The organism is Pseudoxanthomonas sp. 68-E7 (assembly GCF_057773145.1).
Map to the genome: position 1 here is coordinate 125,927 of NZ_JBYMTI010000001.1, position 25,312 is coordinate 151,238.

Genomic DNA, 25,312 nt, shown 5'->3' on the forward strand with positions numbered 1-25,312 from the left:
CGGAGCGGGTTCGGGTAGAAGGACGGTCAGGGTTGCGGATGGCGGCGCGCGTAGACGCCGTACAGCGCGACGACCAGGAAGCAGAAGGCGGGAATCCAGAACGCGGTCTCGATGCCGGCGAGGTCCGCCAGCCGGCCCATGAACCACGGCACGATCGCGCCGCCCACGATCGCCATGATGATGAAGCTGGCGCCGCGCTTGGTCTGCGCGCCCAGGCCCTTGATGCCCAGCGCGAAGATGGTGGGGAACATCATCGACATGAAGAAGAACACCGCGATCAGCGCGGCGACCGAGATCTTGCCCATGCCGGCGATGACCACCCCGCACAGCAAGATGTTGATCACCGCGTACAGGCTGAGCAGGCGCGCGGCGGAGAACGCGTCCATCAGCGCGGTGGTCAGGAAGCGGCCGGCCAGGAAGCAGCCCAGCGCCACCGCCAGCAGGTAGGCGGCGCGTTCGGAGGACAGGCCGGGGACGTGGTCGACCGCGTAGTTGATGAAGAACGCGCCCGCACCCACCTGCGCGGCGACATAGAAGAACTGGGCCACCACCGCGAACACGAAATGGCGTCGGGAGAACAGCGGCACGGGTGGCGCCGGCATCGTGGCGACCGGGGCTTCGCCGGAGACTTCCGGCATCCGCGTCCGCCAGATCAGCACGGCGATGGCGATGACCACCAGCGCGGTGGCGACATAGATCAGCTGCACGCCGTGGCTGCCGGAAATCCCGGCGTCCGAGGCGCCGAAGAACAGCTTGCCGCCGATAAACGGCGCGATGAACGTGCCCAGCCCGTTGAATGACTGCGCCAGGTTGAGCCGGCGTTCCGAGGTCTCCGCCGGCCCCAGCACGGTCGCGTAGGGATTGGCCGCCGTCTCCAGGCAGGCCAGGCCACTGGCGATCACGAACAGGGCGAACAGGAAGTATTCGAACACGCCCGCGCGGGTGGCGGGGATGAACAGCAGCGCGCCGCTGGCGAACAGCCCCAGGCCGAGCAGGATGCCGGTCTTGTAGCCGTGCCGTTCCATCAGCGCCGCGGCCGGCAGCGCCATCACGAAGTACGCGCCGAAGTAGGCCGCCTGCAGCAGCGCCGAGCGCGCGCGGGTGATGTCGAGGGTTTCCTGGAAATGCTTGTTGAGCACGTCCAGCAGGCCATAAGAGAAGCCCCACAGGAAGAACAGGCAGGTGACCAGGATGAATGCCAGCCGGTAGCGCTGGGCGCCGCTGTCCTGCAGGGTCGTGGAGGCGGTACCGGGCAATGCGGGCATGCGGAAGCTCCTGCGAAAAGAAGGGTCAGGCGTCGGTCAGGCGGAAAATCGGTTGCATCGGGGTCCACTTGGTGCCCGCCGGCGTCCACGGCGTGGCTTTCTGGAACGACCACATCAGGTCTTCCCAGGCGCGCAGCCGCGCGTCGCCGCGTTCGGCCTCGGCCATGCGCGCGGCGTCGAACACCGCGTCGTCGGTGTCCATCACCATCACCATGCGCGTGCCCAGGCGGAAGATCTCCAGCTCGCGCACGCCCTGCGCGCGCAGATGCGCCAGCACCTCCGGCCAGACCTGGCGGTGGTACTCCTCGTAGGCGGCGATCAATTCCGGATCGTCGTGCAGGTCCAGGGCCAGGCAATGGCGCATGGGAGTCTCCTCAGGTCAGTGCGCGATCCAGATGGGTATAGCCGCCATCGACGAACAGCCACTGCCCGGTCACGTGCGAGGCGCGCGCGGACAGCAGGAACACGGTGGTGTCGGCGATTTCATCCGCGCGGGTCATGCGCTGCTCCAGCGGGATGCGGCGGGTGATGCCGGCCAGCTTGGCGGCGGGATCGTCGAAGCCGGCCAGCCAGCTCTGATAGAGCGGCGTCATCACTTCCGCCGGCACCACCGCGTTCACCCGCACACCATCGGCGGCCAGCGACGCGGCCCACTCGCGGGTCAGCGACAGCTGCGCGCCCTTGGCCGCGCAATAACCACTGGTACCGCCCTGGCCGGTGACCGCGGTCTTGGAAGAGACATTGACGAGGGAGCCACGGCTGGCTTTCAGCGCGTCCACGCACAGGTGCGCCATCACGTAGTAGTGGATGAGATTGCGCTCCAGCGACTGCACGAATGCGTCGCGTCCCGCGTCCAGTCCCACGCCATCGTTCACGCCGGCGTTGTTGACCAGTCCGTGCAGGCCGCCGAACTCCGCCAGCGTGGCCGCCACGGCCTGCGTACAGGCGGTCGCGTCGGACAGCTCCAGCCGATGGAAGCGCGCGCGCGGCTGCAAGCGGCGCAGTTCGTCTTCGAAACCGGCCTCCAGTGCGCTGCGCCCGAAGATCACCGGAATCGCGCCTTCGCGCGCCAGCGCCAGCGAAATCGCCCCGCCGATGCCGGCGCCGCCGCCGGTGACGATCACCACCTTGTCCCGCAGTTCCAGATCCATCACGACCCCCTCAGCCGTGTATGTCATAGCAGCGCCGGGCGGTACCGCCCCACAGCTGCGCCTGTTCGTTTTTCGACAACCGCTCCGCCCAGTCTTGCACCTGCGCCGCGACCGCGGCGTATTCGGCCCGCAACAGGCACACCGGCCAATCCGAGCCGAACATCAGCCGGTCGGCGCCGAAGGCTTCCAGCGCGGCATCCAGGTGCCGGCGGATGGCGTCGCGGTCGAGCTTTGCGCCCACCACTTCCGTGACCAGCCCCGAGGCCTTGCACAGCACGTGCGGCTGCGCGGCCAGCGCACGCAGGTGCCGGCGCCAATCCGCTTCGCCATCGCCGCCGACCGCGGGTTTGCCCAGATGATCCAGCACCAGCCAATGGCGGTCGTGGCGCGCGCAGAACGCCGGCACTTCGGCCAGCTGCGCGGGTCCGCGGACCAGGATTTCGTACACCAGGCCCTGCCGCTGCACCGCCTCGATACCGCGAGCGAAGCGCGGGTCGATCAGGGTGGCGGCGACATCCGGATCATCCTGCAACAGGTGGCGCACCCCGGCGAAGCGCGGGTGCGCGCGCCAGTGCGCCAGTCGATCGTCCGCATGCGCGGCGAACAGGTCGACCCAGCCGATCACCGCCGCGATGGCATCGTGCCGCTGCGCCAGATCGAGCAGGAAGGTGTTTTCCGCCTCGTCGGCGCGTGCCTGCACCGCGACGCACGCATCCAGCCCGGCGGTCGCCAGCAGCGGTGCGAGATCCTCCGGCAGCCAGTCGCGCCGCAGCACGTCCATGCCTTCGTCCATCCAGGGATAGTCGCGCGGCGCATAGCGCCAGAAATGCTGGTGGGCGTCGATGCGCAAGGTCACGGCGAGGCTTCCGCCCGGGGCGATACGTGCACCGCATCGAAGCGCAGTTGCAGATCCTGGGCCGGATAGTCGGGTTCGGCCAGGGTGATCGTCACCGGCGTCGCGCCGGCCTGTGCGTCGGGCAGGGCGAACGGACCGATCGCCTGCGCGCCAAGCGCTTCGGCGGTGACGGCCTGTTCGTGTGCGCCGACGCGGATCCGGTAGCGTTGGCCGGGCGCCGCTTTTGCACCGGAAAAACGCAGCCACACGGCGTCCTGTGCCCGTGCCGGCAGCAGTGACGCACGCAGCGAGACGGTGGTGGAGCGCTGGCTGCGGTAGCCGCTGCCGAAGGCAAAGCTGGTGCCGGGATGCCAGGTGGTCCGCGCGATCGTGGCGATGCCCGAAGCCGGAACCACCACGGCATCCGATGGCACGATCCGCGGCGGACCCTGCATTTCCACCCGCAGCACCGGCAGCACCGCATCCGGCGCCTGCGCGGGCAGCTCGATCACCAGCGCGTCGTTTTCGCGCCGCCAGGCCAGCGGCGCCGCGTGCTCGTCGCCGTCGATGCGGACCGCGCGGGGATCGCTCGCCAGTCCATTCACCACCAGCCGTCCGCCGCGCCAGTCGCGCACGAACAGGTACACCGCCTCGCCGTCGGCCAGGGTGCTGCCCCAGGTCTGCGGCGGAAGGCCGCTGGGGCGGGCGGACAAGGCGATGCCGGCGTGCCGCCGCAGCCACTGGCCGATGCCGCGCAGGACCTGGGCTTCGAACGGCACGATCGCGCCATCGCCCATCGGACCGATGTTGAGCAGGTAGTTGCCACCGGCCGCGCGCGCCTGCACCAGTCCGTTGACGAGCTCGCGCACCTTGCCCGGCGCGTCATCGCGTTGCTGCCAGCTGCGATAGCCCCAGGTGGCGTGGTAGATGGAGGCCGGTACTTCGAACGGCGGCTGCATCGTCGGCGGCGGCGCCTCGTTGTCGCCGAGGGTGACGAAGTCGCCGGCGTTGTTCCAGATCCGGCCGTTGATGACCGCCGCCGGCTGCAACCGGTGCACGATGCCGGCGAAGCGTCGGCTCTGCTCCGGCGTCGGCGTCGACATGTCGAACCAGACTTCGGTGATCGGCCCGTAGTTCGTCATCAGCTCGGTGACCTGCTGTTCGATAAGCGGCTCCATCGAGGCCGGAATCGGGTTGCCGTTGTCCGGATCGAACGGGTGGCCGGCGTGCCAGTCCACCAGCGAGAAATAGATGCCCAGGCCCAGCCCGCGCGCGTGGCAGGCCTCGGCGATGAGCTTGATCGGATCCTTGCCGAACGGCGTGCGATCGACGATGTCGTAGTCGGTGCTCGCGGTGTCGAACATCGCGAAGCCGTCGTGATGCTTGCTGGTGACCACCACGTAGCGGGCGCCGGCGTCCCGGGCCAGGCCGCAGATCGCGTCGGCGTCGAACTTCTGCGCGGCGAACCCGCTGGCGACCTTGGCGTAGTCGGCGTGGGAAATATTGGCCCAGCTCTGGATCTGCTCGGAATAACCGCGCGTCACCGGCTTGCCGTTCCACACGCCGCCCAGTTCGGAGTACAGCCCCCAGTGCACGAACATGCCGTAGCCCTGTTGCCGCCAGTGCGGGATGCGGGTGGCCGGGTCCTGCGCGGACGCGGCGGCCGGCCCGGCGGATGCGGAAGCGGGTGCCGGCGTGGCGGGTGTGGCGGAGGTGGCCGCGCGGTCGCCGCAACCCGTGGCCGCCAGCACGACCGCGGACAGCAGGGGGGCCGGCAGGCGCCGGCGTCGGCGGGCCGCGAACGGCATCAGGCGGCGCCCCCGCCGGTGAGCATTTGGCCCGCCGGATGGCGATACCGGCGACGGCTGGCGTCCTTCATGGTGATGGAGAAGCCGGGCGCGGTGGGAGGCTGGTAGGCGGCGTCGCGGATCACGCAGGGGTCCTGGAAGTGTTCGTGCAGGTGGTCGACGTATTCCACCACGCGGCCCTCGCGGGTGCCGGCGATGCACACGTAGTCGATCATCGCCAGATGTTGCACGTATTCGCACAGGCCGACACCTCCGGCGTGCGGGCACACCGGCAGGCCATACTTGGTCGCCATCAGCAGGATCGCCAGCACCTCGTTCACGCCGCCCACGCGACAGGCGTCGATCTGGACCACGTCGATGGCGCCGCCGGCGATGAACTGCTTGAACAGGATGCGGTTCTGGCACATCTCGCCGGTGGCGACCTGCACCGGCGCGATGGCCTGGCGGATCGTCCGGTGGCCGGCCACGTCGTCGGGACTGGTGGGTTCCTCGATGAACCAGGGCGCGGCGAAGGACAACTGCTTCACCCAGTCGATGGCCTGGCCGACTTCCCAGATCTGGTTGGCGTCGATCATCAGCTGGCGATCCGGCCCCAGCACCTCGCGGGCGATCGTCACCCGGCGGATGTCGTCCTGCAGATCCCGCCCGACCTTCAGCTTGACGTGGTTGAAGCCGGCGTCGACCGCTTCCTGGCACAGCCGGCGCAGCTTGTCGTCCGGATAGCCCAGCCAGCCGGCCGAGGTGGTGTAGCAGGGATAGCCCTCGCGTTCGAGGGTGGCGATGCGTCCGGCCTTGCCGGCCTCGCGTTCGCGCAGCAGGGCCAGCGCTTCATCCGGCGTGATCGCATCGCTCAGGTAGCGGAAGTCGATGCAGCGCACCAGTTGCTCGGGCGTCATGTCGGCGACCAGCCGCCACACCGGCTTGCCTTCGGCCTTGGCCCATAGATCCCACACCGCGTTGACGACCGCGCCGGTGGCCAGGTGCATCGCGCCCTTGTCCGGGCCGATCCAGCGCAGCTGGCTGTCGGAGGTGACGTGCCGCCAGAAGCGGCCCATGTCCTGCGCGATCCAGTCCAGATCCAGCCCGACCACCAGATGTCCCAGCGCCTCGATCGCCGCGCAGCAGACTTCGTTGCCGCGGCCGATGGTGAAGGTCAGGCCGTGGCCTTCCAGTCCGTCGCGCGAGGTTTCCAGCACCACGTAGGCGGCCGAGTAATCCGGATCCGGATTCATCGCATCCGAGCCGTCCAGCTGCTGTGAAGTGGGGAAGCGCAGATCCTCGACCCGCAGGCCGGTGATGCGCACGCCGGCCGATGCCGGCTGGGCGATCGCATTCATGCCTGCACCACCTTCTGCCGCTGTTCGCCCAGCCCGTCGATGCCCAGGCGCATGACCTGGCCGGGGCGCAGATAGACGGGAGGCTTCTGGCCCAGGCCGACGCCCGGCGGGGTGCCGGTGGAGATCACGTCGCCCGGCTGCAGGCTCATGAAACGGCTCAGGTAGCTGATCAGGAACGGCACCTGGAACACCATCGTGCGCGTGTTGCCGTCCTGGTAGCGGTGGCCGTCCACTTCCAGCCACAGGCCCAGCGCGTGCGGATCGGCGATTTCGTCGGCGGTCACCAGCCAGGGACCGAGCGGGCCGAAGGTGTCGCAACCCTTGCCCTTGTCCCAGGTGCCGGTGCCTTCGAGCTGGAATTCGCGTTCGGACACGTCATTGATGACGCAGTAGCCGGCGACGTGATCCAGTGCGTCGGCTTCTGCGATGTAGCGCCCGCCGCGGCCAATCACCACGCCCAGTTCCACTTCCCAGTCGGTCTTGTGCGAACCGCGCGGGATCTGCACGTCGTCGTCCGGTCCACAGATCGCGCTGGTCCACTTGTTGAAGATCACCGGTTCGGCCGGCACCTGCGCGCCGGTTTCGGCGGCGTGGTCGGAATAGTTCAGGCCGATGCAGACGAACTTGCCGACCTGGCCCACGCAGGGTCCCAGGCGCGGCGCGCCTTCCACGAGCGGCAACGCGGACAGGTCCAGCGCGCGCAGGCGCCGCAGGCCTTCCGGGGTAATCGCCTCGCCGGCGATGTCGGGGATCACCGTCGAGAGATCGCGGATGCGGCCCTCGCCGTCGAGCAATCCGGGCTTTTCCGCGCCCGGCGCGCCATGGCGCAACAGTTTCATGCAGGTTTCCTTCAGTTGATCCAACCGCCGTCGATCACGTGCGTGGTGCCGGTGGTGAATGCGGATTCGTCGCTGGCCAGGTACACCGCCAGCGCGGCGATTTCCTCGGGACGGCCCAGCCGGCCCATCGGCTGGCGGCCGACGAACGCGGCCTGCACGTCTTCGACGGAACTGCCCTGCTGGCGCGCCTGTTCGGCGATGCGCGCTTCCAGCGAAGGCGAACTGACCGTGCCCGGACAGATGGCGTTGCAGCGGATGCCGCGGCCGACGAAATCGGCGGCGACCGCCTTGCTCAGGCCGATCACCGCGGCCTTGGTGGTGCCGTAGACGAAGCGGTTGGGCACGCCCTTGATGCTGGAGGCGACCGAGGCGACATTGATGATCGAGCCGGCGCCGCGTGCCAGCATGCCGGGCAGCAGTTGCCGGATCAGGTGGTACATCGAGCCGACGTTGAGGCGCCAGGCGATGTCCCAGTCGGCCTCGCCCGCGTCCAGGATGCTGCCGCTGTGGACGAAGCCGGCGCAGTTGAACAGCACGTCCACGGCATCCCCCGCGCTGGCATGCTGTTGCGCCAGCGCGGCGATGGCGGCGGTGTCGGTCACGTCCAGGCGCAGCGGCACGAGGGCCTCGCCGGCCTCGACCCGCAGCCGCTGCAGGGCTTCCTGGTCGATGTCGGCGGCGATCACCCGCGCGCCTTCGCGGATGAAGGCGAGCGCGGTGGCGCGGCCGATGCCCTGACCGGCGGCGGTGACCAGGGCGAGTTTGCCTTGCAGGCGCATGGCGGCTCCGAAGCTAATGGCCTAGTGGTTGGACCAATGCTATCGTGAAGTCTGAAACTTGCAACCCGGCATTTGGCGGAGGGGCCCAATGATGGAACAGACGAAGGTGAAATGGGGGGCGGCGAGCGCCGTCATGGCGGGAAAGGCGATCGGCTGGGCGGTCCTGCTGCTGCTGGCGGCCTGCGGCGGTCCGGCCGGCGATTCGGGTCCGGGGTCCAAGCCCGTGGAAGCATTTGCCGCGGGAACCCCGCCACCGCTGATCCCGGCGCCCGCGCAGGCCGCCTCGGGCCAGGGCCATTTCGTGGTGGAGCCCGGCACCCCGGTGGTGGCCGCGGCCGCCGATCCCGGCGCACAGGCGGCTGCCGGACAATTCATCGCGATGCTGCGCGAGGGCACCGGGGTCTCCCTGCGCCAGGTCGAGTCGGCGACAGGACCCGCCATCGTCTTCGCCACCGACGCCAAGCTCGAGAGCCGGCCGGAAGGCTATGCGCTGGACGTCTCCGCCCAGGGCATCCGCATCACCGCCCGCGACGGCGCCGGCCTGTTCTACGGCGGCGTCAGCCTGTGGCAACTGCTGACCACCGCCGACACCCTGCCGGTGCGCGTGCCGGCGGTACGCATCGCCGATGCGCCGCGTTTCGGCTGGCGCGGCTTCATGCTGGACTCGGCGCGGCACATCCAGAGCGTGGACGAGATCAAGCGCCTGCTGGACCAGATGGCGCGGCACAAGTTGAACGTCTTCCACTGGCACCTGACCGACGACCAGGGCTGGCGCCTGGAGATCAAGCGCTATCCGAAACTCACCGAAGTGGGCGCGTGGCGCATTCCGGCCGGCAAGGCCGGGCAGGGCGCCGACGGCAAGCCGGTGCGCTACGGCGGCTTCTATACCCAGGCCGAAGCCCGCGAGATCGTCGAGTACGCGCGCCAGCGCCACATCACGGTGGTGCCGGAAATCGAGATGCCGGGCCACGCGCAGTCCGCCATCGCGGCGTACCCGGAATTCGGCGCCACCGGCCAGGCGCCGCCGGTCTCGCCCGACTGGGGCGTCAACACCTGGCTGTACGGCGTCGAGGATCCGACCTTCGAATTCCTGCAGAACGTGCTGACCGAAGTGATGGACATCTTCCCCGGCCAGTACATCCACATCGGCGGTGACGAGGCCGACAAGTACCAGTGGCGCAACTCGCCGCGCATCCAGGCCCGCCGCAAGGCGCTCGGCCTGGCCGACGACATGCAGTTGCAGAGCTGGTTCATCAAGCGCATCGAGACCTTCCTGGTGGCGCACGACCGCCGCCTGATCGGCTGGGACGAAATCCTCGAAGGCGGGCTGCCGCCGGAAGCGACGGTGATGTCCTGGCGCGGCATGGAGGGCGCGGTGGAAGCCGCGCGCCAGGGCCACGACGTGGTGCTGAGCCCGAGCAACGTCACCTACATCAACCGCATGCAGTCGGAGGAATCCGACGAACCGCCGGGCCACGACTACACCACCACGCTGGAGAAGGTGTACGCCTTCGAGCCGGTGCCGCCGGAACTGGACGCCAACCAGGCCAAGCACGTGCTGGGCACCCAGGCCAACCTGTGGACCGAGCATGTGCGCACCGAACCGCGGGTCGAACACATGGCCTTCCCGCGCCTGTCCGCGCTGGCCGAGATTGCCTGGTCACCCAAGGCCACGCGTGATTGGGACGGCTTCCTGCAACGGCTGGCCCCGCAGATGCGGCGCTTCCAGCGCGCCGGCATCCGCGCCGCCGACAGCGCCTTCGCCGCGCGCATCCGCGCGCGCGCCGAAGGCCAGGGCGCGCAGGTGACGCTGCTCAACCAGACCGGCTTCGGCGAACTGCGCTACACCACCGACGGCAGTGAGCCGACCGCGCAGTCGCCGCGCTACCAGCAGGCATTGCAGGTGGCGCTGCCGACCACGGTGAAGGCCAATGCCTTCTTCCAGGGCAAGCCGCTGGCCGCGCCGCGCGAACTGCGCGTCGATGCGCGCACGCTGCGCACCCGCGAGGCCGAATACCTGGACGCCTGCCGCAAGGACAGCTACGTGCTGCGGCTGGAGGATGACGAACCGCGGGAAGGCGAGCGCGCGGTGGTGCCGGTCGACATCGGCACGCCCTGCTGGCAATGGAAGCAGGCGCCGCTGGACGGCATCGCCGCGCTCAGCGCCGAAGTGCTGGACCTGCCCTACAACTTCCAGTTCGGCGGCGATTCGGTGGGCGTGGTGCTGCCGCCGGCCGGACCGGTGGACCTGCAGGTGCGTGTCGGCGGCTGCGACGGCGCGCCGGTGGCGAGCGCGCGGGTGGAAGCCACGGAGACGGCGGTGAAGCGGGTGGACGTCGCGTTGCCGAAGATGACCGGCGCGCAGGATCTGTGCCTGAGGTTCAGTGGCGATCACCGGCGCGTGCTGTGGGCGATCGATCGGGTCGAGCTGCGGCCCGCGGCGGAGGCGCCCTGATGCGCATGGTGACCGGCAGCGCGCTGGCGATGGCGCTGCTGGCCGCAGTCACGGGCATGCGGCTGCAGGCGCAGGATGCCGATCCCGCGCCGGTCTTCGCACCGACGCCGGCGATCTACCGCGACGGCTGGATCGATCTGGACAAGAACGGCCGCAAGGACGTCTACGAGGATGCCCGCGCACCGATCGACGCGCGGGTGGAAGACCTGCTGGCGCGCATGGGCCCGGAGGAAAAGACCGCGCAGCTGGCGACGCTGTACGGCTATGGCCGGGTGCTGAAGGATCCGCTGCCGACCGCGCAATGGAAGACCGCGTTGTGGAAGGACGGCATCGGCAACATCGACGAGATGCACAACGGTTGGGGCGATGGCAGGAAAAGCGTGTACGCCACCGACCTGCGCCGGCACGTGTGGGCGATGAACGAGGTGCAGCGGTTCTTCATCGAGCAGACCCGGCTGGGCATTCCGGTCGACTTCACCAACGAGGGCATCCGTGGCGTCGAGGCGCATGGCGCGACCAGTTTTCCCAGCCAGCTGGGCATTGGCCACACCTGGAACCGCGCGCTGGTGCGCCGGATTGGCCGGATCACCGGGTTGGAGGCGCGCGCGCTGGGCTACACGAATGTCTATGCACCGATCCTGGACGTGGCGCGCGATCAGCGCTGGGGCCGGATGGAAGAGGTCTACGGCGAGGATCCCCATCTGGTCTCGCGCCTGGGCGTGGAGATGGTGAAAGGCCTGCAGCAGGACTTCACCGTCGCCGCCACCGCCAAGCACTTCGCCGTCTACAGCGCCAACAAGGGCGCGCGCGAGGGCATGGCGCGCACCGATCCGCAGGTCGCGCCGCGCGAGGTCGAGGAGATCTTCCTGCCGCCGTTCGCCGCGGCAATTCGCGAGGGCGGGTTGCTGGGCGTGATGAGTTCGTACAACGACTATGACGGCGTGCCGGTCACCGGCAGCCGCTACTGGCTGACCGAACGCCTGCGCGGCGAGTTCGGCTTCCGTGGCTACGTGGTCTCCGACAGCGAGGCGGTGGAATTCCTGCACACCAAGCACGGCGTCGCCGCCGATGCGAAGGACGCGGTGCGGCAGGCGGCCGAGGCCGGCCTGAACATCCGCACCAATTTCACCCCGCCGGAGGATTACGTGCTGCCGATGCGCGCGGCGCTGGCCGACGGTTCACTGTCTATCGCGACCGTGGACGATCGCGTGCGCGACGTGCTGCGGGTGAAGTTCACCCTCGGCCTGTTCGATCACCCCTATGTGGCCGACGCCGACACCACGGCGCGCATCGTGAATTCGGAAGCGCATCGCGCGGTCGCCCTGCAGGCGGCGCGCGAGAGCCTGGTGCTGCTGAAGAACGCCGATGCCGCGTTGCCGCTGCGCAAGGATCTGAAGACGATCGCGGTGATTGGCCCCAACGCCGACGACGGACGCTATTCCCACCGCCACTACGGCCCCTCCGGCGGCCACGTGGTGACGGTGCTGGAAGGCGTGCGGCGGAAACTGGGAACGCGCGCCGAGGTGCGCTACGCCAAGGGCGTGGACATCGCGGGCGACAACTGGCCCGCCATCGAGATCCTGCCCGAACCGTTGAGCGCCGCCGAACAGGCCGGTATCGACGAAGCGGTGCGCGCGGCCACCGGCGCCGACGTGGCGATCGTGGTGCTGGGCGATGGCGATCGCACGGTCGGCGAAAGCCTCAGCCGGACCAGCCTGGATCTGCCCGGCCGGCAGTTGGAGCTGCTACGCGCGGTGCATGCCACCGGCACGCCGGTGGTGCTGGTGCTGATCAACGGCCGGCCGATGAGCATCAACTGGGCCGACGCGCACGTGCCGGCGATCCTGGAGGCGTGGTTCCCGGGCGATCACGGCGGTATCGCCATCGCCGACGCGCTGTTCGGCGACTACAACCCCGGCGGCAAGCTGACCGTGACTTTCCCGAAGAGCGCCGGGCAGATTCCCTTCAATTTCCCGACCAAGCCGAACGCGCAGTGGGAAGGGGAGAAGTCGCGCGTCAACGGCGCCCTGTACACGTTCGGCCATGGCCTGAGCTACACCACGTTCGAGTACGCCAACCTACGGATCAATCCGCGACGTATTCCGGCCGGTGGCAGCGTCGAGGTGAGCGTGGAGGTGCGCAACGCCGGATCGCGCGCGGGCGACGAAGTGGTCCAGCTCTACACCCGCGACCTGGTCGGATCGGTGACCACCTACGAGAAGAACCTGCGCGGGTTCGAGCGCATCCAGCTGACGCCCGGCCAGACCCGCACCGTGCGCTTCCGGCTCGGTCCTGAGGATCTTGCGTTGTGGAACCGGCAGATGCGGCGGGTGGTCGAGCCGGGCGCTTTCCGGGTGATGGTCGGGTCGGGTTCGGAAGACATCCGCCAGCAGGGCGAATTCGAGGTACAACCATGAGTGCGGCGCATCCGCGGGGTGTGCGCGCAGGAGACATCGCATGAGCAAGCCATGGCCGCGCTGGACGCGGCGGAATTTCCTGGGCACGGGCGTGGCCGGCCTGGCCGGCGCGCTGGCGCCACCGGCCATCGCCGCGACCGCGCGTTCGGCGAAGACGACGACGGCGATCGCGAGTACGTCGCGACCGCGTCCCAGCGCCGCGCAGCTGGCCTGGCAGCGCGAGGAACTGTCGATGTTCGTGCATTTCACGGTGAACACCTTCACCGGGCGCGAATGGGGCGACGGCAGCGAGCGCCCGGTCATCTTCAATCCGAAGGCGCTCGACGCCCGCCAGTGGGCGCGCACCGCCAAAGCCTGCGGCTTCCGCAGCATGATCCTCACCGCCAAGCATCACGACGGATTCTGCCTGTGGCCGACGAAGACCACCGCGCACTCGGTCGCCAGCAGCCCCTGGCGCGACGGCAAGGGCGATCTGGTGCGCGAGTTCACCGATGCCTGCCGCGCCGAAGGCCTGGGCGTGGGCTTCTATCTGTCGCCGTGGGACCGCAACGCGCGCGTGTACGGCGAGGGCAAGGCCTATGACGACTTCTACATCGAGCAACTGACCGAACTGCTGACCGGCTACGGGCCGGTGGTCGAGGTCTGGTTCGACGGCGCCAACGGCGAAGGCCCCAGCGGCAAGCGCCAGCAGTACGACTGGGCGCGCATCCACCGCACCGTGCGGGAACTGCAACCGCAGGCGGTGATGTTCTCCGATGCCGGTCCCGACGTGCGCTGGATCGGCAACGAGACCGGCAGCGCCGGCAGCACCTGCTGGGCTTCGGTGGATCCGGCGCGGGTGCCGCGTCCCGGCGCAGACGATCCGTGGACCGGCGAAGCCCTGCAACAGGGTGATCCCTACGGCGCGGTCTGGCGTCCGGGCGAAACCGACGTGTCGATCCGGCCAGGTTGGTTCTGGCACGCGGATCAGGACGCGAAGGTACGCACACCGCAGAACCTGATGAACCTGTACTTCACCTCGGTGGGTCGCAACAGCAAGCTGCTGCTGAACGTGCCGCCGACGCCGGACGGCCTGTTCCACGACAACGACGTGCGCGCGCTGGAAGGCTTCGCGCGCCTGCGCGAGACGCTGCGGGCGAAGGACATGGCCCGGGGCGCGAGCGCGAAGGCGAGCGCTGGCGACGGCGCGGCGCACGTGGTGGATGGCGAACCGGACACGTTCTGGACGCCGGGCGGCGACGCGAGGGAAGGCTGGCTGGAACTGGCGCTTGCGCCGGACGCGGCCTTCGACGTCATCCGCCTGGAAGAAGCCATCGCCCACGGCCAGCATGTCTCCAATTACCGCATCGATGCCTGGCGCGAGAGTGCCTGGGTGCCGCTGACCTGGGGCACCACGATTGGCCACTGCAAACTGGACCGGGTGCCGCCCACGCGCACCGAACGACTGCGCCTGGTCATCGAACATGCCTATGCGTCGCCGCGCATCGCCCGCATCGGCCTGCACCGCAGCGCGGACGCCGCCTGGGAGCGGCCCGACCATCACGGGGATTGAGGAAGGGACGATTCCCGGCGGCGGACGTCGGGCGTCCCAGGCCGGGACGCCGCGCTGTTTTCGGCGCGTCCGGCGACGCCGACGCCTGAAAGGAGAACCGGGGCGCCACAGCACCTCGTTCCCCCTGCCGCGTCAGCGCATTCGCGCCGTCGCGCCGGGCAGGCGGATCGCCCAGGCCGGCGAACCGGCGGTGGCGTCGCGCACGGCGTCGGGAATCACCGCGATGGTGCGCTCGCCCTCGCGCCGCCATTGCAGTGCCGCATCGCTGCCCAGTACCGCGAGCCGGCTGCCCGCGCGCGGCGGCGGGCCGGGAATTTCCAGTTGCGCGGGTAGCCGTTGTTCGTTGGCGTCCGGCAGGTAGATGGCGTACACGTCGCCATTCTTCATCCGGGTGTAGCGGAACTTGCCATCGCGGTACGGTGCCACCGCCCGGCTGGCGTAGATGGCCTCGCCGTTGATCTTCATCCACGCACCGATCTCGCGCAGCCGCTGCACCGCCTCGGCCGGCAACTGGCCGTCCGGCTGCGGTCCCACGTTGAGCAGGTAGTTGCCGCCCTTGGCGACCACGTCGACCAGCATCTGCACCACGGTGTGCGTGCTCTTGTAGTTGTCGTTGGGAACATAGCTCCACGAATCGCCCAGGGTCATGCAGGTTTCCCACGGGTACGGCAGCGGTTCGTCGGGAATCTTCTGCTCGGGCGTGCGGTAGTTCTCGTAGCGCCCGCCGACCGCGCGATCGACCACGATCAAGCCCGGCTGGTTGCGCCGGGCCATCGCCGCCAGTCCCGGCATGTCGATGTCCTGCGGCCAGGGCACGCCGGTCAATCCGTTCGCGGCGTCGCCCAGGGTATTGCCCGGACGCACCCAGCCGCCATCCAGCCAGAGGATGTCGATGCGGCCGTAATCGCGGGTCAGCTCGCCGATCTGGGCATGGGTGAAGTCGACGAAGTGCCGCCAACGCTCGGGATACTTGCGGGTGTCGTAGTTGACATGGCGGTTGGGCGTGGCGAAACGTGGCCACCAGTAGTCGTCGCTGTGCCAGTCCGGCTTGGAGAAGTACGCGCCGATGCCAAAGCCCTTGGCGCGAAACGCGTCGAACACCGCGCGGGTGATGTCGGCGCGCGGATTGTCGTGGTAGGGAACGTTCGGCGCGGTGATCCGGTAGTCGGTCTGGCGGGTGTCGAACATCGAGAAGCCATCGTGATGCTTGGTGGTGAACACCACGTACTTCGTGCCGGCTTCCCTGGCGACTTCCGCCCAGGCGGCGGGATTGAAGCGGACTGGATTGAAGGTGTCCGGCAGATGCTCGTATTGCTTCACGTAATCGACATAGGCCACGCCGTCCGGCCGCTTGCACCAGTCCACGTCCTCGGCGCAGATCGACCAGGATTCGACCACGCCCCACTGGCTGTAGGGGCCCCAATGCATCATGAAACCGAATTTCCAGTCCTGCCATTGCTCCAGCTTGCGCACGACGAGCGGATCGGTTTCGGCCACGTAGTCGCCGGGACTGTCGGCATGGACCACGGCGGGAGCGTGCAGGGCGAGCGCGCCCAGCAGCGCCAGCGACAACAGGCGATGCGGTTTCATCCGTTGCTCTCGATGGGTTTGGATTCTTCGCGATAGAGCTTCACCGGCGCTTCCAGTTCCAGCGCGATCACGGTGATGTCGGGATCAAGCGCCGTCTTCGGCACGCTCAGGAACAACAGGCCCGGATGCCTGGACCAGTCGTACTTGCCCAGCACCCGCGCCTGCACCGGCTGGTCGCCGCCGACCACGCGCGCGCGCAGCACCTTGCTGTCGAAACCCTTCACCAGCAGGTCGCCGTTCGGCGCACCGTCCAGGAACAGGTAGACGGTGCGGCCATCCTTCGACACCGTGCTGGGGCCGGCGAAATGGTCCAGGCCGATGCCGGCGGTGGTGCCGTAGATGGCCTCGGCGTGCTTGCCGGTCCAGCGCCCCAGCTGCTCCAGGATCGCCACCTGGCGGGGATCGATGCTGCCATCGGCCTTCGGTCCGATGTCCAGCAGCAGGTTGCCGCCCATCGACAGGGTCTGGCTGAAGATCTGGATGATCTGGTACGGGCTCTTGTACTCGGTGTCCCGCGGCTGATAGCCCCACGAGCGGTTCATCGTCAGGCACAGTTCCCAGTAGGACTGCGCCGGCTTGACCACCGGCACGCCCAGTTCCGGCGTGGCGTAGTCGCCGTACTCGTTGAGGCGCGAATTGATGATCAGGCCCGGATTGCGCGCGCGCATGTCGGTGCGCAGCCGGGCCGACTGCCATTCGGCGGCGTTGTGTTCCCAGTCGCCGTCGAACCAGATCAGGTCCGGCCGGTAGCGCTGCTGCAGATCCGCGATCTGGCCCTGGTAGTAGTCCAGGAAGCGCTGCCATCGTTGCGGCTCGGCGGCCAGGGCGTAGCGCTTCTCCTTGCGGGTGAACACGTCGTAGTCCGGATACGACCAGTCCGGCAGCGAGTAGTACAGGCCGACCTTCAGATCGTTGGCGCGCAGCGCATCCGTGAACGGGCCGACCAGATCGCGCGCGGCCGGCGTGTCGCGCACCACGTTGAGTCCCTGCTTCGAATCCCATAACGCCACGCCGTCATGGTGGCGCGTGGTCAGCACCGCGTAGCGCGCGCCGCTCTGCCGGACCAGCCGCGCCCACGCCTGCGGGTCATAGGCGTCGGCGGTGAAACCGCGCAACTGCTTCAGGTAGTCCGCATGCGACACCTTGCCGTTGAAGAACGACCAGGATTCATCGATGCCGTCCACCGCATAGATGCCCCAGTGGATGAAGATGCCCAGCTTGGCGTCGGCGAACCACTGCATGCGCTGGGCATGCTGCTGCGCGGTTTCGCCATGGGGCGTGGCCGGCCCGGCCTCGCTGGCGGACGGGGCGGCGATTGCGGCGCAGGCGCCGCCGAGCAGGGCGAACAGGGAAAGCAGCAGGGGGAGCCGTGCCGGGAAAGGGCGCATGCAGAACATCCGTTTGGTTCAAAGGCTGGACCAATCGTAATCACATCCCGCATACACGCAAGAGCGCTATTCAGTGAGCCCGTGGGGATCGCGGCAAGCCGATATCCGGCACGCCACGCCGCCGCAGTGTCGGGGCGGGCGATGCCCGCTGTCCTGGAATCCCCGAAGCCAAAGGCTTTGAGGGCGAGGGCCCCCTCACGAAACGTAAGCAGGATGACAGTTCCACCTTGAAAACGGTTCCATCAAATTGAATCGGTACAAAAAGAGAACTACATCACATTTTTGTGAATTTCTTAAAGTTATGTTTGCCTGGAGCGCACGAGCTAGGGGGCTTGCGCGTGCCAATAGGCTGGACCTTTAAACCAATCGTTTTTCCTGGGAGGGAGTAATGAACCGCTTGTATTCGAACCGCCGCACCGTTCTGGCGGCCGCCATGGCGTTGGCACTGAGCTGTCCCCTGGCTGCGATCGCGCAGGACGGACAGGCGCAGCAGACGCAGACCGACGAGAGTACGGCGGACGGCAAGGCCAAGAATCTCGACACCGTCACCGTGACCGGATCGCGCATCAAGCGCTCCGAGATCGAAGGCCCGGCGCCGGTGACCGTGATTTCCGCCGACCAGATGCGCAAGGAAGGCTTCGCCACCGTCTACGACGCGCTGCAGACCATCACCGCCGCGCTGGGACCGGTGCAGAACGATTACGACTGGGGCCAGTCCAGCGTCAACGCGTATCCGATCAACCTGCGCAACCTCGGCCCGGGCCGCAGCCTGCTGCTGATCAACGGCCATCGCGTGGCCGACTATCCGATGCCCTACCAGGGCAAGAGCAACTTCGCCAACTTCAACAACATCCCCACCGGCATCGTCGAGCGCATCGAAATCCTGGCGGGTTCCGCGTCCGCGATTTACGGCTCCGACGCGATGGGCGGCGTGATCAACGTCGTGCTCAAGGAGAACATGGAAGAGCACGTGGCGCGCGTGCGCTACGGCAAGGCCACCCGCGGCGGCCGCAACAACATGGACTTCTCGCTGTCCGGCGGCTTCACCGGCGAGCGCGGCTCGGTCGTCTACAACCTGCAGCATTTCAACCGCGGCGTGCTGCTGGCCAAGGATCGTCCGTTCATGGACGAGGAAGCCGACAAGGACTATCGCGTATGGGGCCCGGGCGAACGCCACTTCGGCGTCGCCCACCTGACGCCGTATCCCGGCCTGTACCTGCAGGACCGCGACAACCTGGTGCCGCTGGGCCTGGGCACCGCGTACCAACGCATCGCGCCGCCCTCGGGTTCCTGCGAGCAGTTCGGCAACCTGTATTACCGCGCCAACCTGCTGGGCTATGACCGCAACACCGGCACCGCCAACAACGCGGGTGAGTACTGCGCGCAGCGCGTGTTCGCCAACTGGGCGCTGCGCACCGGCAGCAAGGACGACTCGGCCTACCTGCACGGCACCTGGGACTTCAACGAGGAGGTACAGGGCTGGGCTTCGCTGGGCATCTGGCGTTCGACCGGCGACTTCAACACCTTCCTGGACGCGTTCGACAGCTCGGTCTACTGGGATCCGACCGTCAACAACGGCGCCGGCGGCAGCCGCCGCTTCCTGAAGTTCCACTCGCCGCAGGAAATGGGCGGCGAAGGCGCCATCCTGACCAAGTCGAACGAAGAAGCGATCGACTTCAGCGTCGGCCTGCGTGGCCGCCTGGCCGACAAGTTCGACTGGGAAGCGATGGTCGGCCGCGCCACCTACGAGGTGCGCGAATCGTTCCCGGTGCTGAACCAGGGCGATATGTTCGACTACTACATGGGCGCCCAGCAGGGCACCTCCGACAATGGCCTGCCGATCTACACGCCCGACTACAACAAGCTGTGGAATCCGATCTCGGTCGACGACTTCCGTTCGTTCTCCGATCGCGGCCACAAGAAGGCACGCTCCTACCTCAACCAGGCACAGTTCGTGCTCAGCGGCGACCTGTTCGAGGGCTGGGCCGGCCCGATCGGCTTCGCCGCGGTGCTGGAAGCCGGCAAGCAGGGTTACCGCCTGACCCCGGATCCCAAGACTCTCAACCAGGACGAGGACGGCTGGTACACCCCGTTCGGCAATGTCGAGCAGGGCGGCGGCGATCGCAACCGCTACGCGGCCGGCGTGGAGTTCCGCGTGCCGGTGCTGAGCACCCTGAACGCCAACATCGCGACCCGCTACGACAAGTACGACGCGGTGGCCAGCGACGCGGCGGTGACCTACCAACTGGGCCTGGAATGGCGGCCGATCGACACCCTGCTTGTGCGCGGCAGCTACGGCACCTCGTTCCGCGCGCCGGACATGCACTACATCTACGCCAAGCCGAGCTCGGGCGTCTCCGACTTCACCGACTATGTCGGCTGCGCCGATACCGGTTGGCCGAACCGCCAGTGCCCGCGCGACGACTTCAAGATCGAAGACGCGGCGGTGGAACGCACCGGTACCCCGGACCTGAAGTACGAGGAAGGCAAGTCCTGGAGCGCGGGCTTCGTGTGGGATGCGTTCAAGGGCTTCTCGCTGTCGGCCGACTACTGGTCGATCAAGGTCGACAACCTGATTGACGACATCAGCGCCGAACAGCTGCTGCTTGACGAGGCGTACTGCACGCGCGACGGTTTCGATCCGGAAGGCAAGGTCCGCGGAGTCGCCCCGAGCGCCGCCTGGTGCAACGAGGTGGTCAGCCGCATCCAGCGTACCGCGGGCGTTCCCAGCAGCGACCCGGGTTCGGTCACCATCCTGGTCAACCCGATCAACCGCGCCGAAACCGAAGTCACCGGCGTGGACGTCAACGCGCGCTACCTGATCCCGGACACCAACTGGGGCGACTGGAGCTTCAACCTCAACTACACCAACATGCTGACCTACAAGTCGCGCGGCTTCCCCACCGACAAGCTGGAGGACACCCGCAAGACCCAGAACCCGCGCACCAAGATCACCCTGAGCGCCAACTGGGTCCACGACAACTGGAACGCAACCCTGATGATGTACCAGAAGTCCGGCGGTCGTGATAACCGCTGGGGCGGGTGCATGCCGTTCGAGGATGGCTACGTGCCCAGCGGCGCGGCGAACTGCGAAGACCTGGATCCGGCCAGCCCTACCTACGGCGAATCGACCCAGCGCATCTTCAACCGCCGCGAACCGCGTCGTTACTTCAACGGCAGCGTGGGCTACTGGTTCACCGAGAACTTCAAGCTCAACCTGTACGTCAGCAACATCTTCGACAAGATCTACGGTGACAAGTGGTGCGGCGACTTCGCCTACTGCATCGACGACCCGGTCGGTCGCGAAGTGGCGGCGGAAATCATCTACAAGTTCAAGTAATCCTGCTGTATCGCATCGTCTCTCCCGATGCGACGGGGCCCGGCGAAAGCCGGGCCCTTTTTTTTGCCTTGCATCCGACCGCATCGGGCGATCCCAAAAAGACGGCACTTGCATGGCCCGGGCCAGGACATTGCGTGAAGACATTCGACTCATGCCTCCCGGCCGGCCATTCCCGGCATCGCAACCGGACGTCAGCCCAGCGCCTCGACCAACATCGGCAATCTTTCATTGATCGCGATGCCCCAACCTTCAATCATCTGGTCGAAGGAAGGCTCCTGATAGGCCTCCAGTACAGGCTCGTCCACCAAGGCGGTCATGTCGTAGCGGATGCGGACCCGGCTCATGCCTGGTGCCTGCTCTTCGACTTCGACCGCGACCGTTCCGACACGGAGTCCCGGCGTGGTGCGTGCATAGGTCGCTCGCAGGCGCGCGGGGTCGAACTCGAGCATCTGCCAGATGGTCTGCTCCTTGGTGTCACCGGTGATGAACACCATGCCACGGACGGTGTTGCCGTCCGGCGGATGAACATAACGGGGGCGCCAGGTATCAATCCAGAGTTCTTCGCCCTTGGGCGTGAACATGCGGAGCACGATCGGGGCGGATGCGGCGATATGAAGTTCGCGTTGCACGCGAACGTGGGTAACGGTCATAGAGGTTCTCCAGGCGATTCATGAAAGAAACGGCATGGACACCACTACCCCCGGCACTACGCTCCCTTGCGATCCTTCAAGTGGTGGCTGGCGGAAGCGTCAAGCTCGAGGCCATAAATCCCGCGGAGCTGCCCGATCAGGTCGAGCGTTTGCCGCGAGAACGGCTGCTTGCCTTCCAGCGCGTGCAACAGGATGCCCTCGAGCAACTCGCTCAGGGTCATGTCCTTGTGCTCGGCCAGGCCCTTCAGGACCTTGACCAGGCGCTTTTCCAGCCGTACACCTGTCTGGATACGTTCCACCTCGAATGAGGCGATCTCGTTCTTGGGCATGGCAGGCACGGCGGCATGAAGTTCGGCGTCATCCTACCACGGTATTTATCTACCTTGGTAAGGATGGCGGCGAGCTCAGGGCGCAGAAGAAGGAAAAGAAGCCTTTTCTCCGACGGACGGCATGGAGATGCCTGCGCAGCATCCATCGCCAGCTGCCCGGCCCACCCCTGGTCTAGGGCCTCCGGGCGAAACGGAGCCTGCCCAGGTTCTCGCCCACGAAATCGAATCCCTCGATTCGTCCGGAACCCATCCTGACGAACTGGATCGTGCCCATGCCGCCCACGAACCTGTCGATATGGGCCGGATGCGGCGCAAGCTCCGCATCGCCCCGGCGGAAGTGATGGATGACGAGCCTGCCGTCCTTCACGTCCACCTTGTACTGCGTGGCCAGATCGTCGTTGGAATAGACGCCGGCATACGCATCCAGGGCGGCGGGCGTGAAAGGCTCCACCTTCTCCCCTTCGACCGAGCGGAACAGGAGCACGGGCTTGCCTTGCCTCGCGGAGAAGGAAATGGGCGCGCGATAGGCGGGCACCCAGAACGCCGTGTCCGATTTCGCTTCGGTCGGCACCTTCTCTTCGCCCAGGTATTGCGCCATCAGCCGACCATTTTCCAGCGAGAGGGTGATCGCGTCATCCTTCCAGCGATAGACGCCCGCCAGAGCGCGCAGCCGCGCGGGGGCCGGATGTACGGTCGGCGCGTCACGCAAGCCATCCGTCTTTCCGTCGGCCGGCGATTCCGCTTCGTCCAGGAACAACGCCGCCACCTGCGGCACCTTCCTCGGATTCATGTCGTTGTCGCCGGCGTTGTTCAAGGCAACCACCGAAAGATGCCGCGCGGGATAGTGCCGGAGATTGGCGCGATAGCCGCCCCAGGCGCCGGTATGGAAAACGATGTCCTGGCCACGGTCCTGGCCCAGCATCAGGCCGAAGCCGTAGGGGACTTTCTCACCGCTGGCCAGCGCGCCCGGTTCCACCATCCGCAGATAGATCGGATCCCGGGCGGCCAGCCTGCGGTCGAAATGGATCGCCCAGCGGCCGAGATCGCGCAACGTGGACAGCATGTAGACGCCGCTGTCCTGCTGCAGATCGCGGCGGAAGCCATGTTCGCCGCGCGAATAGGGCATCGCCGCGCCCTTGATGATCCCGGCATAGTCGTCCACGAACCGGGTTGAATCCATCCCGATTGGATGAAAGATGTTTTCCGCCGTCCACTGCGGAAACGGCTTGCCACCGGCTCTGGCGACGATCGTCTGCAACAGCAGGTATTCGGTGTTGCTGTAGGCGTAGCGTGTGCCCGGCTTGAACGCCAGGTCTTTCTGCGCGACCGCGGTGCGCATGCAGTCATCACCGGAGAAAGCGTCGTTCCAGCGCCATCCGGCCGCGACCAGGACCGCGTAGCAGTCGCGGACGCCGCTGGTGTGGTGCAGCAGCTGGCGCACGCTGACCGGGCCTTCGGCGTACGCCGGCAACTCGGGCACGTATCTGCGCACGTCGTCATCCAGCGCGACCTTGCCTTGCTCGACTAGCATCGACACGGCCAGGCCGGTGAACTGCTTGGACAAGGACGCGGTGTTGAACGGGGTCGTCGGCGTGAACGGCGAGCCATATTCCATGCTGGCCAGGCCGTGGCTTCTCTCAAGCACCACCTTGCCATCCTTGATGATCGCGACCGCGTAGCCGGGCGCGTCGTCGGTGCCCGCGAAGATGGCATCGACCCGCGCGGTGAGGGGAGAAGCCTCTTCCGCGGCGAGGGTGCCAGCGCACGCAAGCAGTAGGAGCAGGAAGACGGGACGCATCGTTTTCATGGTCAGCAATCTCGCGGGGATTCAGCCATGGATGCACGAGCGACCGGAAGGGTTTAGAAGGAGCCTGCCCAGGTCGTTGCAGCCCCCAGCCCTGAGAGCTGAACGCACGGCCGTCCTTGCTTCCCCACGGCAGCGCGGCAGTGGCCACAAACCAGCCCGATGGAGATGGCAACGAGAGTGCTGCCATCCCTCGAATTTGATGACGAAAGCCAGCTTTGACCTGAGGCAACTGGTGCCCGCAGGCGAGTGCGCACACCCCGGGTGTCGCTACCGGCCAAGCCGGAACCCTGTGCTGCAGGAGAGGGAATTGGATAGACAGCCGAGTGCTGTGGCTTCTACTGGAAAATCGGGCGTCAATGTTCGCGTTATCAGCAAGAAAATAAGAAGTTTCCTATGGCCTTGGCGCGAAAACGATCCATATGTTTGACGCGCAGATTCTTGAGGGAAGGAATCTGAATGGTGGCGTATGCAAGCATCCGCCACTGCCGACGTTTGAGTGAATGGAGAAGTGCAATGCGTGAGCTGAAAAGCAAAGAAAAAAATAAATGCCGTTAGCGGCGGATTTCGTGCCATCACCATCAGTATTGCAGCCAACTTGATTTACGACGGGCTCAAGGCTGCGGGTGGTGCGCTGAATGAGCACTACAGTCGTCAGAGTACGGCAGTTCGCGACAAACCATCTGGTCGAGGTCGCGCCTTGCTGTAAGAAAAATCCGCGTCCGCACTCACGGGTGCGGACGCGGCAACGGAGGGCATGTCGGTTGCATAAGCGGGATGTTGAATTTCTGCTGATTGGGTCGCTTGTAAGTTTCCTTGCGGCAGCAATGGTGGCCTATCTGCTTTTTCGCTATTTCGGCCTCTCTGCGGCGGCGGATGATGTGCCAAAAACAAGAGGGGATGTGGCTCTATTTATACTGACCAGCGTCATGGCCGCTCCCGTTCTAGAGACGATGCTGCTCGCTTGGCTATTTAGCGCTTTGCTGAGGATGAAATTTGGCGCAATGAGTGCTGCGGTCGTGTGTGTAATCGCATTTGCCGCGGCGCACGCCATGCGGGAACCCTATCAAACGCTTGTCGTCCTGATTCCTGGTGGTGTTTTCATGTTTCCCTTTGTCCAGGCGGGAGGGCGGGACATCAAGCGTTGTGCATTGCTTTCCATGGGCGCAAATGCCTTGCACAACTCATATGCCGTAGTTGCATTTCTGGTCGGCTAAATGTGGTGCTCCTCTGCATTATCCGTTTATCCGATTTTTCGATGACTGCTGGAATGTGGTGACCAAGCAGGAGCACCGCGAGGACCATCTTGGGTGTGTGACGTGCTTGGCAATGCCGGATAGCCAGATGCCCATCTGGATGAGCATTGATGGCGGTCGCGAGGCGACCCGATAATGGATTGTCGAGTGAGACGACTAAGCGCCCCGCGAATAATGGACGACACGCTTGACGGGGATAACGAGGCTCGGTTATTTGTTGGATAGAGGAGTTTGTAATGGCTAAAGAAAATGGTTTATTCGGATCTATCGCATACAAGATCGAAGAGATCTCTAACGCTAGATCCTTCAAGGCTCTGTTGATTTTGATAGCAATTGAAGTTGCGTACTTCGCTCTCAAAGAGTTCTGGATGGGGTTCAAGGATGGAGTTGCTAGCGTTATCGGAGGATGATTGATCAGGCTTCCAATTTAATTTCAAGATTGATAGACCGCTAGATAAACGGGGGTGCCCGTGCTCCTCATGTTGGGAGATTGGTGCGAATACGGCCTAACGCAGGG

General features: G+C 66.5%; 19 protein-coding genes. 6 read left to right on the forward strand and 13 right to left on the reverse strand.

Annotation, left to right across the window (positions count from 1 at the left end; translation table 11 throughout):
* Window positions 1–26 precede the first annotated feature (26 nt).
* From AC3DE2_RS00600 to AC3DE2_RS00635, 8 genes are read right to left on the reverse strand one after another with little or no spacing between them, the layout of a single operon-like run.
* Window positions 27–1,265 (reverse strand): sugar MFS transporter, encoded by a 1,239-nt coding sequence (locus AC3DE2_RS00600; protein ID WP_488424608.1) that lies wholly within the window; start codon window positions 1,263–1,265, stop codon window positions 27–29.
* 25 nt (window positions 1,266–1,290) lie between these two features.
* Complete coding sequence (locus AC3DE2_RS00605) at window positions 1,291–1,629, reverse strand: L-rhamnose mutarotase (RefSeq protein WP_295375625.1); 339 nt, start codon at window positions 1,627–1,629, stop codon at window positions 1,291–1,293.
* A 10-nt stretch (window positions 1,630–1,639) separates the two neighbouring features.
* A complete protein-coding gene (locus AC3DE2_RS00610) occupies window positions 1,640–2,416 on the reverse strand; it encodes an SDR family oxidoreductase (protein WP_488424610.1) in 777 nt (258 codons plus the stop codon).
* Between the two features lie 10 nt (window positions 2,417–2,426).
* Window positions 2,427–3,272: an L-fucono-1,5-lactonase gene (locus AC3DE2_RS00615; RefSeq protein WP_488424611.1), complete on the reverse strand. Its 846-nt coding sequence runs from the start codon at window positions 3,270–3,272 to the stop codon at window positions 2,427–2,429.
* Window positions 3,269–5,059, reverse strand: a complete 1,791-nt coding sequence (locus AC3DE2_RS00620) for an alpha-L-fucosidase (RefSeq protein ID WP_488424613.1) — start codon at window positions 5,057–5,059, stop codon at window positions 3,269–3,271. Before AC3DE2_RS00620 ends, AC3DE2_RS00615 begins: the two co-directional genes overlap by 4 nt.
* Window positions 5,059–6,396 (reverse strand): L-fuconate dehydratase, encoded by a 1,338-nt coding sequence (locus AC3DE2_RS00625; protein WP_488424614.1) that lies wholly within the window; start codon window positions 6,394–6,396, stop codon window positions 5,059–5,061. The genes AC3DE2_RS00620 and AC3DE2_RS00625 overlap by 1 nt, the downstream gene beginning before the upstream one ends.
* The gene (locus AC3DE2_RS00630) at window positions 6,393–7,235 is read right to left on the reverse strand and encodes a fumarylacetoacetate hydrolase family protein (protein WP_295379954.1); all 843 of its coding nucleotides are present in this window, start codon (window positions 7,233–7,235) and stop codon (window positions 6,393–6,395) included. The genes AC3DE2_RS00625 and AC3DE2_RS00630 overlap by 4 nt, the downstream gene beginning before the upstream one ends.
* Before the next feature lie 11 nt (window positions 7,236–7,246).
* The gene (locus AC3DE2_RS00635) at window positions 7,247–8,014 is read right to left on the reverse strand and encodes an SDR family oxidoreductase (RefSeq protein WP_295379956.1); all 768 of its coding nucleotides are present in this window, start codon (window positions 8,012–8,014) and stop codon (window positions 7,247–7,249) included.
* Window positions 8,015–8,147: 133 nt separating this feature from the next.
* Between AC3DE2_RS00635 and AC3DE2_RS00640 the strand changes: the two genes are divergently transcribed.
* The 3 genes from AC3DE2_RS00640 to AC3DE2_RS00650 are packed head-to-tail and all read left to right on the forward strand — an operon-like array spanning window position 8,148 to window position 14,438.
* Window positions 8,148–10,469 (forward strand): beta-N-acetylhexosaminidase, encoded by a 2,322-nt coding sequence (locus AC3DE2_RS00640; protein ID WP_488424616.1) that lies wholly within the window; start codon window positions 8,148–8,150, stop codon window positions 10,467–10,469.
* The gene (locus AC3DE2_RS00645) at window positions 10,469–12,886 is read left to right on the forward strand and encodes a glycoside hydrolase family 3 N-terminal domain-containing protein (RefSeq protein WP_488424617.1); all 2,418 of its coding nucleotides are present in this window, start codon (window positions 10,469–10,471) and stop codon (window positions 12,884–12,886) included. The genes AC3DE2_RS00640 and AC3DE2_RS00645 overlap by 1 nt, the downstream gene beginning before the upstream one ends.
* Window positions 12,887–12,926: 40 nt before the next feature.
* Window positions 12,927–14,438 (forward strand): alpha-L-fucosidase, encoded by a 1,512-nt coding sequence (locus AC3DE2_RS00650; protein ID WP_488424619.1) that lies wholly within the window; start codon window positions 12,927–12,929, stop codon window positions 14,436–14,438.
* Between the two features lie 132 nt (window positions 14,439–14,570).
* Here the strand turns inward: AC3DE2_RS00650 and AC3DE2_RS00655 are convergent, their stop codons facing one another.
* Together AC3DE2_RS00655 and AC3DE2_RS00660 are read right to left on the reverse strand one after the other, a co-directional pair.
* Window positions 14,571–16,028, reverse strand: coding sequence for an alpha-L-fucosidase (locus tag AC3DE2_RS00655; protein ID WP_488424620.1), 1,458 nt, complete (start codon window positions 16,026–16,028; stop codon window positions 14,571–14,573).
* Window positions 16,025–17,416 carry an alpha-L-fucosidase gene (locus AC3DE2_RS00660; RefSeq protein ID WP_488424622.1) on the reverse strand — a complete coding sequence of 464 codons (1,392 nt, stop codon included), beginning with the start codon at window positions 17,414–17,416 and terminating at the stop codon, window positions 16,025–16,027. Before AC3DE2_RS00660 ends, AC3DE2_RS00655 begins: the two co-directional genes overlap by 4 nt.
* 388 nt (window positions 17,417–17,804) lie before the next feature.
* Between AC3DE2_RS00660 and AC3DE2_RS00665 the strand changes: the two genes are divergently transcribed.
* On the forward strand, window positions 17,805–20,756 hold the full coding sequence (locus AC3DE2_RS00665; protein ID WP_488424623.1) for a TonB-dependent receptor plug domain-containing protein: 2,952 nt from the start codon (window positions 17,805–17,807) through the stop codon (window positions 20,754–20,756).
* A gap of 191 nt (window positions 20,757–20,947) precedes the next feature.
* On the opposite strand, the gene AC3DE2_RS00670 is transcribed toward AC3DE2_RS00665, so the two are convergent.
* From AC3DE2_RS00670 to AC3DE2_RS00680, 3 genes are all read right to left on the reverse strand, one after another.
* Window positions 20,948–21,406: a hypothetical protein gene (locus tag AC3DE2_RS00670; RefSeq protein ID WP_488424624.1), complete on the reverse strand. Its 459-nt coding sequence runs from the start codon at window positions 21,404–21,406 to the stop codon at window positions 20,948–20,950.
* Window positions 21,407–21,462: 56 nt separating this feature from the next.
* Window positions 21,463–21,735: a hypothetical protein gene (locus tag AC3DE2_RS00675; protein ID WP_488424626.1), complete on the reverse strand. Its 273-nt coding sequence runs from the start codon at window positions 21,733–21,735 to the stop codon at window positions 21,463–21,465.
* A 172-nt stretch (window positions 21,736–21,907) separates the two neighbouring features.
* Window positions 21,908–23,542, reverse strand: coding sequence for a serine hydrolase domain-containing protein (locus AC3DE2_RS00680; RefSeq protein WP_488424627.1), 1,635 nt, complete (start codon window positions 23,540–23,542; stop codon window positions 21,908–21,910).
* 635 nt (window positions 23,543–24,177) lie between these two features.
* On the opposite strand from AC3DE2_RS00680, the gene AC3DE2_RS00685 reads away from it, so the two are divergent.
* Both AC3DE2_RS00685 and AC3DE2_RS00690 read left to right on the forward strand, forming a co-directional pair.
* The gene (locus AC3DE2_RS00685) at window positions 24,178–24,756 is read left to right on the forward strand and encodes a CPBP family glutamic-type intramembrane protease (protein WP_488424628.1); all 579 of its coding nucleotides are present in this window, start codon (window positions 24,178–24,180) and stop codon (window positions 24,754–24,756) included.
* A 275-nt stretch (window positions 24,757–25,031) separates the two neighbouring features.
* On the forward strand, window positions 25,032–25,205 hold the full coding sequence (locus AC3DE2_RS00690; protein WP_488424629.1) for a hypothetical protein: 174 nt from the start codon (window positions 25,032–25,034) through the stop codon (window positions 25,203–25,205).
* The last annotated feature ends 107 nt before the right edge of the window (window positions 25,206–25,312 follow it).

What these genes read in the sequence shown, in the direction of transcription:
- AC3DE2_RS00650 (WP_488424619.1), top strand. Translation starts at nt 12,927, where the DNA reads ATGAGCAAGCCATGGCCGCGCTGGACGCGGCGGAATTTCCTGGGCACG.
- AC3DE2_RS00635 (WP_295379956.1), bottom strand. Translation starts at nt 8,014, where the DNA reads ATGCGCCTGCAAGGCAAACTCGCCCTGGTCACCGCCGCCGGTCAGGGC.
- AC3DE2_RS00640 (WP_488424616.1), top strand. Translation starts at nt 8,148, where the DNA reads ATGGCGGGAAAGGCGATCGGCTGGGCGGTCCTGCTGCTGCTGGCGGCC.
- AC3DE2_RS00675 (WP_488424626.1), bottom strand. Translation starts at nt 21,735, where the DNA reads ATGCCCAAGAACGAGATCGCCTCATTCGAGGTGGAACGTATCCAGACA.
- AC3DE2_RS00665 (WP_488424623.1), top strand. Translation starts at nt 17,805, where the DNA reads ATGAACCGCTTGTATTCGAACCGCCGCACCGTTCTGGCGGCCGCCATG.
- AC3DE2_RS00680 (WP_488424627.1), bottom strand. Translation starts at nt 23,542, where the DNA reads ATGAAAACGATGCGTCCCGTCTTCCTGCTCCTACTGCTTGCGTGCGCT.
- AC3DE2_RS00660 (WP_488424622.1), bottom strand. Translation starts at nt 17,416, where the DNA reads ATGCGCCCTTTCCCGGCACGGCTCCCCCTGCTGCTTTCCCTGTTCGCC.
- AC3DE2_RS00685 (WP_488424628.1), top strand. Translation starts at nt 24,178, where the DNA reads ATGAGCACTACAGTCGTCAGAGTACGGCAGTTCGCGACAAACCATCTG.
- AC3DE2_RS00610 (WP_488424610.1), bottom strand. Translation starts at nt 2,416, where the DNA reads ATGGATCTGGAACTGCGGGACAAGGTGGTGATCGTCACCGGCGGCGGC.
- AC3DE2_RS00625 (WP_488424614.1), bottom strand. Translation starts at nt 6,396, where the DNA reads ATGAATGCGATCGCCCAGCCGGCATCGGCCGGCGTGCGCATCACCGGC.
- AC3DE2_RS00645 (WP_488424617.1), top strand. Translation starts at nt 10,469, where the DNA reads ATGCGCATGGTGACCGGCAGCGCGCTGGCGATGGCGCTGCTGGCCGCA.
- AC3DE2_RS00655 (WP_488424620.1), bottom strand. Translation starts at nt 16,028, where the DNA reads ATGAAACCGCATCGCCTGTTGTCGCTGGCGCTGCTGGGCGCGCTCGCC.
- AC3DE2_RS00605 (WP_295375625.1), bottom strand. Translation starts at nt 1,629, where the DNA reads ATGCGCCATTGCCTGGCCCTGGACCTGCACGACGATCCGGAATTGATC.
- AC3DE2_RS00620 (WP_488424613.1), bottom strand. Translation starts at nt 5,059, where the DNA reads ATGCCGTTCGCGGCCCGCCGACGCCGGCGCCTGCCGGCCCCCCTGCTG.
- AC3DE2_RS00690 (WP_488424629.1), top strand. Translation starts at nt 25,032, where the DNA reads ATGGCTAAAGAAAATGGTTTATTCGGATCTATCGCATACAAGATCGAA.
- AC3DE2_RS00630 (WP_295379954.1), bottom strand. Translation starts at nt 7,235, where the DNA reads ATGAAACTGTTGCGCCATGGCGCGCCGGGCGCGGAAAAGCCCGGATTG.
- AC3DE2_RS00600 (WP_488424608.1), bottom strand. Translation starts at nt 1,265, where the DNA reads ATGCCCGCATTGCCCGGTACCGCCTCCACGACCCTGCAGGACAGCGGC.
- AC3DE2_RS00670 (WP_488424624.1), bottom strand. Translation starts at nt 21,406, where the DNA reads ATGACCGTTACCCACGTTCGCGTGCAACGCGAACTTCATATCGCCGCA.